This is a genomic window from Rathayibacter sp. PhB127, assembly GCF_003751665.1.
Taxonomy (GTDB): domain Bacteria; phylum Actinomycetota; class Actinomycetes; order Actinomycetales; family Microbacteriaceae; genus Rathayibacter; species Rathayibacter festucae.
This window is the reverse complement of record NZ_RKHW01000002.1, coordinates 1-15,110: the sequence shown is the minus strand read 5'-3', so window position 1 is coordinate 15,110 and position 15,110 is coordinate 1. Positions and strand designations below refer to the sequence as shown.

Below are 15,110 nucleotides of genomic sequence, written 5' to 3'. Positions count from 1 at the left end.
GTCGACCCTTGGGGTCGGCCGGATCCGCGATCGGCCGCGCCGGCGGGCGAGCGCGTCAGCCCGCCGCGGCGAGCGGGCCGCTCAGGGCATCCCTACACTGGGGGATCGTGTCTGACAGCAACCCGATCACCGACGAGGCCGTCTCGGCGGCGACCGCGGAGGCGCTCACCGCGATCCGCGCGGCCGCCGATTCCGCCGCTCTGAAGGCGGCCCGCACCGCCCACCTCGGCGAGGGCTCGGCCCTCGCCCGACTGAACGCGCTGATGCGCTCCGTGCCGCCGGAGTTCAAGGCGGCGTCCGGCAAGCTCGTGGGCGGTGCCCGCAAGCAGGTCGGCGACGCGTACGCCGAGCGCGAGGCGGAGCTGGTCGAGGCCGAGCAGGCCGCGGCGCTCGACGCCGAGCGCGTCGACGTCACCGCCGGCGCGAGCTTCGTGCGCCAGGGCGCCCGCCACCCGCTCTCGCTCCTCCAGGAGTCGATCGCCGACGTCTTCGTCGGCATGGGCTGGGAGATCGCGGAGGGGCCGGAGCTCGAGAACGAGTGGTTCAACTTCGACGCGCTGAACTTCGACGAGGACCACCCGGCCCGCGCGATGCAGGACACCTTCTTCGTCGACCCGGTCGAGTCGCACCTCGTGCTGCGCACCCACACCTCGCCGGTGCAGATCCGCTCGATGCTCGAGCGCACCCCGCCGATCTACGTGATCGCGCCCGGCCGCGTCTACCGCACCGACGAGCTCGACGCCACGCACACCCCTGTCTTCACGCAGTTCGAGGGCCTCGCCGTCGACCGCGGCCTGACGATGGCGCACCTGCGCGGCACCCTCGAGCACGTCGCGCGCCTCCTGTTCGGCGACGAGGCGAAGATCCGCCTGCGCCCCAACTACTTCCCCTTCACCGAGCCGAGCGCCGAGCTCGACATCTGGCACCCCACCTTCGTCGGCGGTGCCCGCTGGATCGAGTGGGGCGGCTGCGGGATGGTGAACCCGAACGTCCTGCGCTCGGTCGGCATCGACCCGGACGAGTACTCCGGGTTCGCCTTCGGGATGGGGATCGAGCGGACCCTGATGTTCCGCAACGACGTGAAGGACATGCGCGACATGGTCGAGGGCGACGTCCGCTTCAGCAAGCAGTACGGGATGGTGATCTGATGCGCATCCCGCTGAGCTGGCTGGGCGAGTACGTCGACCTCGAGCAGGGCGTCACGACCGAGGCCGTGCACGCGGCACTGGTGTCGGTCGGCCTGGAGGAGGAGGACGTCCACCGCTTCGAGGTGTCCGGCCCCGTCGTGGTGGGCGAGGTCCTCGACCTCGTGCCCGAGCCGCAGAAGAACGGCAAGACCATCAACTGGTGCACCGTCCGCGTCGCGCCCGAGGGGGAGCGCGCGGCGGACGGCGGCGACGACGTCCGCGGCATCGTCTGCGGAGCGCACAACTTCGCCGCCGGCGACAAGGTCGTGGTCTCGCTGCCCGGCGCCGTGCTGCCCGGCCCGTTCCCGATCTCGGCGCGGAAGACCTACGGGCACGTGTCCGACGGCATGATCGCGTCCACCCGCGAGCTCGGCCTCGGCGACGACCACGAGGGCATCCTCCGGCTGGCGAGCCTCGGCATCGACCCCGAGGTCGGCACCGACGCGATCGCGCTCCTCGGGCTGGACGACGCCGCCGTCGAGGTCAACGTGACCCCGGACCGCGGCTACGCCTTCTCGATCCGCGGCATCGCCCGCGAGTACGCCCACGCGACGGGCGCCGACTTCCGCGACCCCGCGCTGGCGATCACCGCGCCCGAGCGGCTCGATTCCGCCCCCGTGTTCCCCGTCGCGGTCGAGGACGAGGCGCCGATCCGCGGCCGCGTCGGCTCGTCCGTCTTCGTGACCCGGGTGGTGCGCGGCATCGACCCGTCGCTGCCGACCCCGCCGTGGATGATCGCGCGACTGCGTCTGGCCGGTGTGCGCTCGATCTCGCTGGTCGTCGACATCACCAACTACGTCATGTTCGAGCTCGGCCAGCCGCTGCACGGCTACGACCTCGAGCGACTGGAGGGCGGCATCGTCGTCCGCCGTGCCCGCTCCGGCGAGACGCTCGAGACGCTCGACGGCCAGATCCGCCGCCTGCACCACGAGGACCTCCTGATCACCGACGACGGCGGGCCGATCGGGCTCGCCGGCGTGATGGGCGGCGCCCGCACCGAGATCACGGACACCACCGCCGATGTCCTGATCGAGGCCGCGAACTTCGACCCGGTCTCGATCGCCCGCACGGCCCGCCGGCATAAGCTGCCGAGCGAGGCGTCGCGCCGCTTCGAGCGCGGCGTCGACCCGCTGGTCGCACCGGTCGCCGCCGCGCGCGCGGTCCAGCTGCTGGTCGAGCTCGCGGGCGGCACCGCCGACGAGCTCGGGTCGGTGCTCGCCGATTCCGGCACGGCGACGGCGATCGAGCTGCCCGACGGCTACATCTCCGGCCTGATCGGCCTCGAGTACACGCCGGAGGAGATCCGCGGCGCCCTGGTCGAGATCGGCGCGAGCGTCGAGGCCGGGGGAGCGGGCCTGCTCGTCACCCCGCCGAGCTGGCGGCCCGACCTGACCGACCGGTCGACCCTCGCGGAGGAGGTCGCCCGGATCACCGGGTACGACCGCATCCCGTCGATCCTCCCCGTCGCGCCTCCCGGTCGCGGCCTCACGCCCGGTCAGCGCCTGCGCCGGACGGTCGCGCAGTCGCTGGCGGCCGCCGGGCTCACCGAGGTGCTGTCCTACCCGTTCCTCTCCCGCTCGATCAACGACCGCTTCGGCTCCGTCGACGGCGAGCCGGTGCAGCAGGTCTCGCTGGCGAACCCGCTGGACGCGACCGCGGGACAGCTGCGGCTCTCCCTCCTCCCCGGACTCGTGCAGGTCGCGGCCCGCAACCGCTCGCGCGGTCTCGTCGACCTGGCCGTCTACGAGATGGGCTCGGTCTTCCTGCCGCAGGGCGACCGCCCGTTCGGCTCCGAGGGGCTGCCCCTCGCCGGCGCGCGTCCGTCCGCGGAGATCGAGGCGGCGCTGAACGCGGGGATCCCGCGGCAGCCGCTGCACGTGGCCGCGCTGCTGACGGGCTCGGCGCTCGAGCGTCAGCCCGGAGTGGCCGCGCGCGACTTCGACTGGCGCGACGCGCTCGACGTCGTCCGCGACGTCGCGGCCGCCTCGGGCGTGCAGCTGGAGATCCGGCAGGGCTCGCACGCCGCCCTGCACCCGGGCCGCACGGCCGAGGTGCTGCTGGACGGCGCCGTGGTCGGCCACGCCGGCGAGCTGCTCCCGTCGCTCGCCGACGACCTCGACCTGCCGCACCGCGTGGCGGTGGTGGAGCTCGACCTCGATCCGCTGATCGCCCGCGCCGGCCGCCTCGTGGTGGCGCGCCCGGTCGGGGCGCTGCCCGCCGCGACGCAGGACCTCTCGCTGGTTGTGCCCGTGGCCGTGCCGGCGGCCGACCTGCAGGCCGCCGTCGCCGAGGGCGCCGGCGAGCTGCTCGAGGCGATCCGCCTGGTCGACGACTACCGCGGTGCGGGCGTTCCCGAGGGCTCGAAGTCGCTGACCTTCGCGCTGCGCTTCCGTGCCGCCGATCGGACCCTCACGGCCGCCGAGGCCAGTGCGGCGAAGGAGAGCGGCACCGCGCTCGCCGCCGAGCGCTTCGGCGCGAGCCCGCGCGAGTGAGCGGGCGGCCGCCGGTTCCGGCCGGAGGCCGCCCGCCGGGGCCGGGCGAGGGCGGGTCCCGCCAGCGACTAGGCTCTCGGGCATGACTTTTTCCGTGGCGGTGGCCGGAGCGAGCGGGTACGCGGGCGGCGAGCTGCTCCGTCTGCTCGCCGATCACCCCGAGTTCGAGGTGCGCACCGTCACGGCGCACTCGAACGCCGGCCAGCCCCTCGCCGCGGTGCAGCCGCACCTGCGCTCACTGCGCCACCTCGAACTCGTCGACACGACGACCGAGAACCTGGCGGGCCACGACGTCGTCTTCCTCGCCCTGCCGCACGGCAAGTCCGGCGAGATCACCGCGACGCTCCCCGACGACGTGCTCGTCGTCGACTGCGGCGCCGACCACCGGCTGACCGACGAGCAGGACTGGGCCGACTACTACGGCGGCGAGTTCGCCGGCGCCTGGCCCTACGGCCTGCCCGAGCTGATGCTGCCCGGCACCGGCAGGCAGCGCGACGTGCTCGCCGGGGTCCGCCGCATCGCGGTGCCCGGCTGCAACGTGACCGCGATCACGCTCGGCCTCGCGCCGGGGCTGCACGCCGGCGTGATCGAGGCCGCCGACCTGGTCTCGGTCCTCGCCGTCGGCCCGTCCGGGGCGGGCAAGAGCCTGCGGACCGATCTGCTCGCGAGCGAGCTGCTCGGCTCGGCGCACGCCTACGGCATCGGCGGCGGGCACCGCCACAATCCGGAGATCCGGCAGAACCTGGCGCTCGCCGGTGCCGGTCCCGTCTCGATCTCGTTCACCCCGATCCTGGTGCCGATGTCGCGCGGCATCCTCGCGACGTCGACCGCTCGGCTCGCGCCGGGAGTGTCCGCGCAGGACGTGCGCGCCGCGTGGGAGTCGGCCTACGCCGACGAGCCCTTCGTCCAGCTGCTGCCGGAGGGGACCTTTCCCCGCACGGCCGACACCGTCGGCGCGAACACGGCGTTGATCGGGGTCGCCGTGGACGAGCGCGCCCGCCGCGTCGTGGTGGTCACCGCGCTCGACAACCTGGTCAAGGGCACCGCCGGCGCCGCGATCCAGTCGACCAACATCGCCCTCGGTCTTCCGGAGACCCTCGGCCTGAGCACGAACGGAGTCGCGCCGTGAGCATCACCGCCGCAGCAGGATTCGCCGCGGCCGGCGTCGTCGCCGGTCTCAAGTCGACCGGCGCCCGCGACCTCGCCCTCGTGCACAACCTCGGCCCGCTGCAGAACGCCGCGACGGTCTTCACCAGCAACCGCTGCAAGGCGAACCCGGTTCTCTGGAGCGAGCAGGTCATGCGCGACGGCGTCGTCTCGGCGATCGTCCTCAACTCCGGCGGCGCCAACTGCTACACCGGCGCCACGGGCTTCCAGGTCACCCACGCGACGGCCGAGGCCGTCGGCGAGAGCCTCGGCGTCTCGGCCGGCGACGTGCTCGTCTGCTCCACCGGTCTCATCGGCGATCAGCTCGACCTCGGCAAGCTGACGGCCGGGGTGACCGAGGCCTCGGCGGCTCTCCCGGGCGCGAACGGTCCGGAGGCGGGCGAGGACGCGGCCCGCGCGATCATGACGACCGACACCGTGCCGAAGCAGGCGGCCGTCCGCTCCGAGCAGGGCTGGACCGTCGGCGGCATGGCCAAGGGTGCGGGAATGCTCGCGCCCGGGCTCGCGACGATGCTCGTCGTGATCACCACCGACGCGGTCCTCGACTCCTCCGAGCTCGACACCGCACTGCGGGCGGCGACCCGGGTCACCTTCGACCGCCTCGACTCCGACGGCTGCATGTCGACGAACGACACCGTCGCGCTGCTGGCGAGCGGCGCGAGCGGGGTGCGCCCCGAGTCGGCCGACTTCACCGCCGCGCTCACCGACGTCTGCCGCGATCTCACCCTCCAGCTCCAGGCCGACGCCGAGGGCGCCGCGCACGACGTCGCGATCCGGGTGCTGAACGCCGCGACCGAGGACGAGGCCGTCGTCGTCGCCCGCGCGGTCTCGCGGAGCAACCTCTTCAAGGCCGCGATCTTCGGCAACGATCCGAACTGGGGCCGGGTGCTGGCCGCGGTCGGCACCACCGATGCGCAGTTCGACCCCTACGGCATCGACGTGGCGATGAACGGCGTGCAGGTCTGCCGGGCCGGCGAGCCCGACGCGAGCCGCGACCTGGTCGACCTCGCCCCGCGCAAGGTCTCGGTCGACATCGATCTGCACGCCGGCGACGCCACGGCGACGATCTGGACCAACGACCTCACCCACGACTACGTCCACGAGAACTCGGCGTACTCCAGCTGATGGCCGACGAGAATCCGAGGGACTCCGAGAACCCGGTGAGCACCGGGGACCCCACCGAGGCCGAGACGCTCGCGCTGCGCGACGCCGTGGCCGTCAAGGCCGGCACCCTGATCGAGTCGCTGCCCTGGCTGCAGCGGTTCCACGGCAGGACGATGGTGATCAAGTTCGGCGGCAACGCCATGGTGTCGGAGGAGCTCCAGCGCGCCTTCGCGCAGGACATCGTCTACCTGCACTACGCGGGCATCCGCCCCGTCGTCGTGCACGGCGGCGGTCCGCAGATCTCCGCGATGCTCGACCGGCTCGGCATCGCCAGCGAGTTCCGCGGCGGCTACCGGGTGACCAGCCCCGAGGCGATGGACGTCGTGCGGATGGTCCTCACCGGCAGCATCAGCCGCGACATCGTCCGGCGCATCAACGAGTACGGGCCGCTGGCCGCCGGCATCTCCGGCGAGGACGCCGGCCTCTTCGTCGGCCGCCGGCGGGGCGTGGTCCTGGACGGGGTCGAGCACGACCTCGGCCTGGTCGGCGACGTGATCTCCGTGGACCCCGCGGCCGTCCTCGCCCAGCTCGACGCCGGCCGCATCCCGGTCGTCTCCTCGATCGCGCCCGACTCCGACGACCCGACGCAGTCGCTCAACGTCAACGCCGACGCCGCCGCGGCCGCGCTCGCCGTCGCCGTCGGCGCGGAGAAGCTCGTGATCCTCACCGACGTCCCCGGTCTCTACGCCGACTGGCCCGACCGCGACTCGCTCGTCTCGCACATCGCGTCCGACGAGCTCGCGGCGCTGCTGCCGTCGCTCGAGTCGGGGATGATCCCCAAGATGACGGCCTGCCTCGACGCGGTCCGCGGCGGCGTGCCGAAGGCCGCGATCATCGACGGCCGCGTCCCGCACTCGATGCTGCTCGAGGTCTTCACCTCCGAGGGCGTCGGCACCGAGGTCGTCGCCTCGGCCGACCCCCGCGACCGGGAGCGAACGTCGGGCCGCTGACCACCAGCGGCCCCGGCTCCGAGCGCCGCCCCGACGGGGTGCGCGCACCGACGGCCCTCCCGGCCGGACCGCTTCTGCTCGAAAGGCTCGACATGTCCACCGATACCGCTCCCGGCGTCCCCGCGCCCGAGGTCCCCGCCTCCGATCCCGCACCCGTCTCCGCCCGCACCGCGGAGGCCCGCGACCGCTACGCCGCCGCGATGATGCAGACCTTCGCCGCTCCGCTCGCCGTCCTCGAGCGCGGCGAGGGCTGCCGGGTCTGGGACGTCGACGGCCGCGAGTACCTCGACTTCCTCGGCGGGATCGCGGTGAACTCGCTCGGCCACGCGCACCCGGTTTTCGTCGAGGCCGTGAGCCGCCAGGCCGCCGCTCTCGCGCACGTCTCCAACTACTTCGCCACCGCCCCGCAGATCCGGCTGGCCGAGAAGCTCCGCGAGCTGACCGGCGCGGGCGAGGCGGGCCGCGTCTACTTCGCGAACTCCGGCACCGAGGCGAACGAGGCGGCCTTCAAGCTCGCCCGCCTGCACGCGGCCGGTGGTCGGCACCGGATCCTGGCGCTGCAGAACGCCTTCCACGGTCGCACGATGGGCGCCCTCGCGATGACCGGCAAGGCCGCGATGCGCGCGCCGTTCGAGCCGATGCCCGGTGGAGTCGAGCACATCGAGGCGACGGTCGAGGCCCTCGAGGCCGCGATCGACGAGTCGGTCGCCGCGCTGATCGTCGAGCCGATCCAGGGTGAGGCGGGCGTCATCCCGCTGCCGGACGGCTTCCTCGAGCGGGCGCGCGAGCTGACCCGGGAGCGCGGCGCCCTGCTGATCGTCGACGAGATCCAGACCGGCATCGGCCGCACCGGCAGCTGGTTCGCCTACCAGCGGGCCGGCATCCTGCCCGACGCGATCACCCTCGCCAAGGGACTCGGCGGCGGCTTCCCCGTCGGCGCCCTGGTCACCTTCGGCGCGGCCTCCGAGCTGCTGCAGAAGGGCCACCACGGCAGCACCTTCGGCGGCAACCCGCTCGCGACCGCGGTCGCCGGCGCGGTGATCGGCGAGATCGAGCGCGCCGACCTGCTCCGGAACGCCCGGGAGCGCGGGGCGCAGCTGACCGCGGGCGTGCTCGGCCTCGGCTCACCGCTGATCGCCGGCGTGCGGGGCGCCGGTCTCCTGCTCGGCATCGCGCTCAGCGAGCCCGTCGCCGCCCGGCTCGCCGCCGCCGCGATGGCGGAGGGACTCATCGTCAACGCGCCGAACGAGTCCAGCATCCGGATCGCCCCGCCCCTCATCATCACCGCCGCCGACGTCGACGAGTTCGTCGCCCGCTTCGGCCGCGCGGTGCAGGCGCTCGACGCCTGAACGACCCGACCTCCTTCCCCGATCGAAAGCGAACCGCAGCTGTGACCCGCCACTTCCTCCGCGACGACGACATCACTCCCGCCGAGCAGGCCGAGATCCTCGATCTCGCCCTCGAGCTCAAGCGCGACCGCTTCTCGCGGACGCCGCTCGCCGGCCCGCAGACCGTCGCGGTCATCTTCGACAAGTCCTCCACCCGCACCCGGGTGTCCTTCGCGGTCGGCATCGCCGATCTCGGCGGCAGCCCGCTGATCATCTCGACGGCGAGCAGCCAGCTCGGCGGCAAGGAGACCGCCTCCGACACCGCGCGCGTGCTCGAGCGCCAGGTCGCGGCCATCGTCTGGCGCACCTACGCGCAGTCCGGGCTGGAGGAGATGGCGGCGGGCACCCGTGTCCCCGTCGTCAACGCGCTCTCGGACGAGTTCCACCCGTGCCAGCTGCTCGCGGACCTGCTGACGATCCGCGAGCACCGCGGTCGCCTCGCCGGCCTCACGCTGACCTTCTTCGGCGACGGCGCGAGCAACATGGCGCACTCCTACCTGCTGGCCGGCGCGACGGCTGGGATGCACGTCCGGATCGTCTCGCCCGCGGACTACGCTCCCGCTCCGGCCGTGCTCGCGGACGCCCAGCGCATCGCGGCCACCACCGGCGGCTCGGCCACCACCACGACCGACCCGGCCGCGGGCGCCGCCGGCTCGGACATCGTGATCACCGACACCTGGGTGTCGATGGGCAAGGAGGAGGAGAAGGCCGCGCGGGTCGCCACCTTCCGCGACTACCGGGTCGACTCGGCCACGATGGCGGCCGCCGCGTCGGACGCGCTCTTCCTGCACTGCCTGCCGGCCGACCGCGGCTACGAGGTGACCGCCGACGTGATCGATGGCCCGCAGAGCGTGATCTGGGACGAGGCGGAGAACCGCCTGCACGCTCAGAAGGCCCTGCTGGTCTGGCTCCTCGAGCGCGCCGGCACGCCCGACGCCGCTCAGTAGACTCGACAGCCGACCCCGAGGAGAACCATGACGGAACGACCCTCCGCCCGCGCGGGCGAGGCCGGCGCGCTCTGGGGAGGCCGGTTCGCCGGCGGCCCGTCGCCCGAGCTGGCCGCGCTCTCGAAGTCGACGCACTTCGACTGGCAGCTCGCCGAGTACGACATCGCCGGCTCCCGCGCGCACGCCCGGGCCCTCGCGACCGCCGGCTACCTCGACGACGCCGAGCTGACCGGGATGCTCGACGCGCTCGAGCGGCTGCGCTCGGCCGTGGTCGAGGGCCGCTTCACCGCGGACGACGCCGACGAGGACGTGCACGGCGCGCTCGAGCGCGGCCTGATGCTCGAGGCCGGCCCGGAGCTCGGCGGCAAGCTGCGCGCCGGGCGCTCGCGCAACGACCAGATCGCGACCTTCGTGCGGATGTACCTCCGCGACCACGCCGCCGTCATCGCCGAGCTGGTGGTGCAGCTGATCGACGCGATCGCCGCGCAGGCCTCCGCCCACCCGGCGGCGATCATGCCCGGCCGCACCCACCTGCAGCACGCGCAGCCGGTGCTGCTCGCGCACCACCTCCTCGCGCACGCCTGGGCGCTGCTGCGCGACCTCGAGCGGCTGCGCGACTGGGCGGTCCGCGCCGACGTGTCGCCGTACGGCTCCGGTGCCCTCGCCGGCTCGACCCTCGGGCTCGACGCCGAGGCGGTCGCCCGCGAGCTCGGCTTCGCCACGAGCGTGCCCAACTCGATCGACGGCACCGCGAGCCGCGATCTCGTCGCCGAGTTCGCCTTCGTCAGCGCGATGATCGGCATCGACGTCTCGCGGATCGCGGAGGAGATCATCCTCTGGAACACGCGCGAGTTCGCCTTCGTCACCCTCGACGACGGCTACTCGACCGGGTCGTCGATCATGCCGCAGAAGAAGAACCCCGACATCGCCGAGCTCGCGCGCGGCAAGGCGGGTCGGCTGCTCGGCAACCTGACCGGCCTGCTCGCGACACTGAAGGCGCTCCCGCTCGCGTACAACCGCGACCTGCAGGAGGACAAGGAGCCGGTCTTCGACTCGGTGACCACGCTCGAGGTGCTCCTCCCCGCATTCAGCGGGATGATCGCCACGCTGACCTTCCACACCGACCGGATGGCCGAGCTCGCCCCGCAGGGCTTCTCGCTCGCGACCGACGTCGCCGAGTGGCTGGTCAAGAAGCACGTGCCGTTCCGCGACGCGCACGAGATCACCGGCGAGCTGGTCAAGCTCGCCGAGACCCGGGGCCTCGGCCTCGAGGACCTCGACGACGAGGCGCTGCGCTCGGTGTCGCCCCTGCTGACGCCCGACGTCCGCTCGGTGCTCAGCATCGAGGGCTCGGTCGCCAGCCGCGACGGCGTCGGCGGCACCGCACCCGACCGGGTGGCGGAGCAGCTCGCGCAGCTGACCGAGCGCGTGCGCGTCGTCCGGTCCGCCCTCCGCGGGGACGCGTCGTGACGCTCCAGGGCCCGCCCGGCGACGACGGCCGTCCGCCGCTGCCGCCGTGGCAGCAGCGGACCCTCGTCGTCGTCGCGGGCGTCGTGATCATCGCGGTGATCATCGTCACCGTCGTCTCGGGCCAGAGCTTCTTCTAGGGATGCCGGAGCCGCTCGACCTGTCGCGCTCGGCCCTCGAGGTCGCTCCCGATCTGCTCGGAGCGGTGCTGCTGCACCGCACCGGCGAGGGCGTCGTCGGCGTCCGGCTGACCGAGGTCGAGGCGTATCTCGGACTCGGCGAGGATCCCGGATCGCACGCGCACCGGCGCCGGTCGCCGAGGAACGCGCCGATGTTCGGGGAGCCGGGGACGGTCTACGCGTACTTCAGCTACGGCATGCACACCTGCGTCAACCTGGTCTGCTCGCCGGCCGGCACGGCGTCGGCGGTGCTGCTGCGCGCCGGCGAGGTGGTCGTGGGGGAGGAGCTGGCCCTGCAGCGCCGCGGTCCGGTGCGCTCCCGCGACCTCGCCCGCGGTCCGGCGCGTCTCGCCAAGGCGCTCGGTGTGACCCTCGCGGAGTCGGGGGACCCGATGACGACGGCGTTCGAGCTGCGGCCGCGCGGGGCCGATGTGCTGATCGAGTCGTCCGCGCGGACCGGGGTCTCCGGCGAGGGCGGTGATATCGCCTTCCCCTGGCGGTTCTCGATCCCCGGAGATCCATCGGTCTCGCCCTACCGGCGGGCGGTGGCCCGGCGTCGCCCGGACGCCGGCGGCGGTCAGCCCGCCAGGTAGAGCCGCGCGAGGATCCCCAGCGCCGCAGACCAGGTGAGGCTGGCGAGCGTGCCGATGATGAAGCGCTCGCGTGCCTCGGGGGACGCCAGCTCGCTGAAGCGGCCGACGCCCTTGACGGCGACGATCACGGCGACGCCCTCCGGCAGGCCGCTGAGCAGGGCGCCCGCGGTGGCGATCCGCTCGAGCACGCCGATGGTGGTGCCGCCGCGCAGCACCTCGATCGGCTGGCCGATCGCCGACGGAGCGACCCCGGGGGTCCCCGGACGCTGAGCGGCGGCGATCATGATGCCGCCGTGTGCACCGCTGCGGGAGTCGGTGGTCGCCAGATCGAGGGTGAGCAGGACCACCGGCCCGCCGCCGAGGACCGCGAGTGCGAAGGCGAGCACCACGACGGCGAGAGCGAGCGCCGGGGGAGCGGAGGCGCCGGCCACGCCGGTCAGCAGGAAGGCGGCTGCCGCGGCGCCGATGCTGATCCAGCCGAGCGAGGGGCGGCGCAGGCGCACCGCGAGGACGGCGCCCGCGACTCCGGCGAGGAGCACCAGGAGCACGCCGGTCCAGGAGGCGGACTGCGCGGCGACGGCGAAGGTCTCGGGCAGTGCGGTGCGGAGTGCCGTCATCGGGGTGTCCTCTCGGAAGCGGAAGCGGAAGCGGAAGCGGAAGCGGAAGCGGCGTCGGTCTCGATCGATCCTCGCTGCGACGGATCGGCGCTCGCCGCAGCGTCGGGGTCGAGCGTACGGTCGACCACCGTCAGCAGCCGAGCGAGGGCGTCCCGTGCCGGTCGGTCGGCGCGCGCGCTCGCCGCGCGCACCCGGAGGCTGACCGCCTGGGGGGAGACCGAGAGCTGCTCGGCCGCCTCCTTCTGCGACAGTCCTGCGTCGAGCAGGTCGACGATCTCCCAGCCGGCCGGGGTCCGCGAATCGCGGAGGTGGAGCAGGGGATCGAACAGGGCCTGGGCGTCGCGGACCGAGGGGAAGGCGTCTTCCGGCGAGTCGGTGCTCGGCTGGTCTGCTCCGGGGGAGCCGGGGTCGAGGGAGAAGCGGGTCGCCCGACCCTTCGCCGCCTCGACCGCGCGACGTGCCGCGAAGTACGCCGCTCCGCGGGCGGCGCGGGTGGTCCGGGGCAGCGGCCGCTCGATCGCGCCGATGCCGAGGCCGATGCTCCAGTGCCCGGAGCGGTGGAGCGCGAGGATCACGGACACGACGGCCTCAGCGCGGTCGAGCACGAACTGGAACTCGTCGCCCGCGGTGCGCTCGGGAGGGAGCACGAAGGACGACTCCTCCGATTCGAGCAGAGCGGCGATCGCCTGCTCGACCCGGTCGTCGTCGTGACGACTGTCGCGCTGATCGGCGGTGATGACGAACACGATGACCTCCTCGATCAAGTATCAGGGCTTGATGCCGTGCGATCAAGCGTCCGGACTTGATCAGGCGCCGGGCGAGCCGCCGGCCTCGCGCTACCCTGGACGGGTGACCGATCAGGACTCCCGCGGATCCGCGACCATGCCGTCGCTCGATCCCTCGTTCGAGAACGTCTGGGACGAGCTCCTCTGGCGTGGCGCGATCCACGTGTCGACCGACGCGGCAGCGCTGCGCGAGCTCCTCGCCGGAGACCCGATCACCTACTACTGCGGCTTCGACCCGACCGCGCCGAGCCTGCACCTGGGCAACCTGGTCCAGCTGATCGTCCTCCGCCGGCTCCAGCTCGCCGGGCACCGGCCCCTCGGTCTCGTCGGCGGATCGACCGGGCTCATCGGCGACCCGCGGCCGACGGCGGAGCGGACGCTCAACTCCCGCGAGACGGTGGTCGAGTGGGTGTCCCGCCTGCAGGCGCAGGTGTCGCGGTTCCTGTCGACCGAGGGGGAGAACCCGCTGCGGCTGGTGAACAACCTGGACTGGACGGCGCCGCTGTCGGCGATCGACTTCCTCCGGGAGATCGGCAAGCACTTCCGGGTGGGCACGATGCTCAAGAAGGACGCGGTCAGTGCCCGCCTGAACTCCGACGCGGGGATCAGCTACACCGAGTTCAGCTACCAGATCCTGCAGGGGCTGGACTACCTCGAGCTCTACCGCCAGTACGGCTGCGTCCTGCAGACGGGTGGCAGCGACCAGTGGGGCAACCTCACCAGCGGGACCGATCTGATCCACCGGACGGAGGGGGTCTCGGTGCACGCCATCGGGACGCCGCTGGTGATGAACTCCGACGGGACGAAGTTCGGCAAGAGCGAGGGCAACGCCGTGTGGCTCGACCCGTCGCTCACCAGCCCGTACGCGTTCTATCAGTTCTGGCTCAACACCGACGACCGCGACGTGGCGGCCCGGCTGAAGACCTTCACCTACCTGCCGCGCACGGAGATCGAGCGGCTCGAGCAGGCGAGTGTGGAAGCACCGTTCAAGCGCGAGGCGCAGCGCGCGCTCGCGAGCGAGGTCACCACCCTGGTGCACGGGGAGGCGGTGACGACCTCGGTGATCGCGGCCTCCTCGGCGCTCTTCGGTCGCGGATCGCTGGAGGGCATCGACGCGGGGATCCTGCGGGGAGCGCTGCAGGCGGTGACGACGGTCGAGGCGACCGCGGCGACTCCGGTGGTGCAGGCCTTCGTGGAGGCCGGACTCGTCGCGAGCCTCGGCGAGGCCCGCCGGGCGATCGGCCAGGGCGGTCTCTCGGTGAACAACGCCGCGGTGTCGGACGACGCCGCCGTGCTCGGCGACCTCCCGCTGATCGACGGGATCGCCGTGCTGCGCCGCGGCAAGAAGAGCTTCGCCGGCGCCTTCGTCTCCTGACGCGGACGCGGTCCGCCCCGCGAGGAGCCCGGATCGCGACACGCCCGGGCGACGAGCGATTTGCAGGGCCGCGAAACCTCGACGTAATGTAACTCCTCGTCAGCCCAAAGGAGCGGACAGCGAGAGTCGGATGCAGAGCATCGTGACCCGCCGGCCCCCCTCAAGCGATGACCATCCCCTCGCTCTCAAGCCTGTTAGAGATTCGTCTCTTGATGGCGGCGGATCGCGAGCGTAAGATGCAAAGCCTCCGCGGGACCCAGGTCCTCGGCTTCGGTGCACGGCCTCGGCTGCGCACGATGACGGCGAGACGATCTCCGGATCCGACGCTGAGCATCACGAAGACGCCGATTTGACACGGCCTGCGGATGTGCTAAGTTAGTCGAGTTGCCACGGAGGCGATCGGGACTTCGGTTCTGATAAGCCTACCCGGTCTCGGCGACATGAACAAATCGAACGGCCCGTCTGAATCAGACCGGCTCTCGGTACGACTACTTCGATCACTTCCGTTGTGAAGCACCTCTTCTGGTGTGGAGGCGGGATGTGTCCGATTCTTGAGAACTCAACAGCGTGCACTATGTTCAATGCCAAATTTATAACCCCGTCCGGGTCTTGTGATCCGGTTGGGTTCCTTTGGAAATTGATGTCAGTAATGATGTCTTATTTGCTAGAGGTCAAACTTGAGTGCCTTCCTTTCGGGGTTGGTATTCGTAATTTTTTTACGGAGAGTTTGATCCTGGCTCAGGACGAACGCTGGCGGCGTGCTTAACACATGCAAGTCGAACGATGAAGCCCAGCTTGC

The 15,110-nt window shown here is 72.4% G+C and carries 13 protein-coding genes and 1 rRNA gene; 12 read left to right on the top strand and 2 right to left on the bottom strand.

Annotated elements, in window-relative coordinates; genetic code table 11:
• Positions 1–107 precede the first annotated feature (107 nt).
• The 10 genes from pheS to EDF22_RS10540 all read left to right on the top strand — a co-directional run bounded on the left by pheS (position 108) and on the right by EDF22_RS10540 (position 11,534).
• Complete coding sequence (gene pheS / locus EDF22_RS10580) at positions 108–1,148, top strand: phenylalanine--tRNA ligase subunit alpha (RefSeq protein WP_123444514.1); 1,041 nt, start codon at positions 108–110, stop codon at positions 1,146–1,148.
• Complete coding sequence (gene pheT / locus EDF22_RS10575; protein ID WP_123704925.1) at positions 1,148–3,679, top strand: phenylalanine--tRNA ligase subunit beta; 2,532 nt, start codon at positions 1,148–1,150, stop codon at positions 3,677–3,679. The genes pheS and pheT overlap by 1 nt, the downstream gene beginning before the upstream one ends.
• A gap of 82 nt (positions 3,680–3,761) precedes the next feature.
• Positions 3,762–4,808 carry an N-acetyl-gamma-glutamyl-phosphate reductase gene (argC, locus tag EDF22_RS10570; protein WP_123704923.1) on the top strand — a complete coding sequence of 349 codons (1,047 nt, stop codon included), beginning with the start codon at positions 3,762–3,764 and terminating at the stop codon, positions 4,806–4,808.
• Entirely contained in the window at positions 4,805–5,971 is a 1,167-nt protein-coding gene (gene argJ / locus EDF22_RS10565) for a bifunctional glutamate N-acetyltransferase/amino-acid acetyltransferase ArgJ (RefSeq protein WP_123704921.1), read from the top strand. The genes argC and argJ overlap by 4 nt, the downstream gene beginning before the upstream one ends.
• Positions 5,972–6,006: 35 nt before the next feature.
• A complete protein-coding gene (gene argB, locus EDF22_RS10560; protein WP_260303405.1) occupies positions 6,007–6,960 on the top strand; it encodes an acetylglutamate kinase in 954 nt (317 codons plus the stop codon).
• Between the two features lie 92 nt (positions 6,961–7,052).
• Entirely contained in the window at positions 7,053–8,309 is a 1,257-nt protein-coding gene (locus EDF22_RS10555; protein WP_123704917.1) for an acetylornithine transaminase, read from the top strand.
• A 41-nt stretch (positions 8,310–8,350) separates the two neighbouring features.
• Complete coding sequence (gene argF, locus EDF22_RS10550; protein ID WP_123704915.1) at positions 8,351–9,295, top strand: ornithine carbamoyltransferase; 945 nt, start codon at positions 8,351–8,353, stop codon at positions 9,293–9,295.
• Positions 9,296–9,322: 27 nt separating this feature from the next.
• A complete protein-coding gene (gene argH, locus EDF22_RS10545; protein WP_123704913.1) occupies positions 9,323–10,765 on the top strand; it encodes an argininosuccinate lyase in 1,443 nt (480 codons plus the stop codon).
• Entirely contained in the window at positions 10,762–10,902 is a 141-nt protein-coding gene (locus EDF22_RS20800) for a hypothetical protein (protein WP_159422422.1), read from the top strand. The genes argH and EDF22_RS20800 overlap by 4 nt, the downstream gene beginning before the upstream one ends.
• Positions 10,903–10,904: 2 nt before the next feature.
• Positions 10,905–11,534 (top strand): DNA-3-methyladenine glycosylase, encoded by a 630-nt coding sequence (locus EDF22_RS10540; RefSeq protein WP_123704911.1) that lies wholly within the window; start codon positions 10,905–10,907, stop codon positions 11,532–11,534.
• On the opposite strand, the gene EDF22_RS10535 is transcribed toward EDF22_RS10540, so the two are convergent.
• Both EDF22_RS10535 and EDF22_RS10530 read right to left on the bottom strand, forming a co-directional pair.
• The gene (locus EDF22_RS10535) at positions 11,519–12,151 is read right to left on the bottom strand and encodes a hypothetical protein (protein WP_123704909.1); all 633 of its coding nucleotides are present in this window, start codon (positions 12,149–12,151) and stop codon (positions 11,519–11,521) included. The two genes, EDF22_RS10540 and EDF22_RS10535, sit on opposite strands and share 16 nt — an antisense overlap.
• Positions 12,148–12,897 carry a DNA-binding protein gene (locus EDF22_RS10530; protein ID WP_185020587.1) on the bottom strand — a complete coding sequence of 250 codons (750 nt, stop codon included), beginning with the start codon at positions 12,895–12,897 and terminating at the stop codon, positions 12,148–12,150. Before EDF22_RS10530 ends, EDF22_RS10535 begins: the two co-directional genes overlap by 4 nt.
• Before the next feature lie 136 nt (positions 12,898–13,033).
• Here EDF22_RS10530 and tyrS point away from each other — a divergent pair, with 136 nt between their 5' ends.
• Complete coding sequence (tyrS, locus tag EDF22_RS10525; RefSeq protein WP_123705562.1) at positions 13,034–14,311, top strand: tyrosine--tRNA ligase; 1,278 nt, start codon at positions 13,034–13,036, stop codon at positions 14,309–14,311.
• 715 nt (positions 14,312–15,026) lie between these two features.
• Positions 15,027–15,110: ribosomal RNA gene (locus EDF22_RS10515) — 16S ribosomal RNA — on the top strand; the annotation flags it as partial.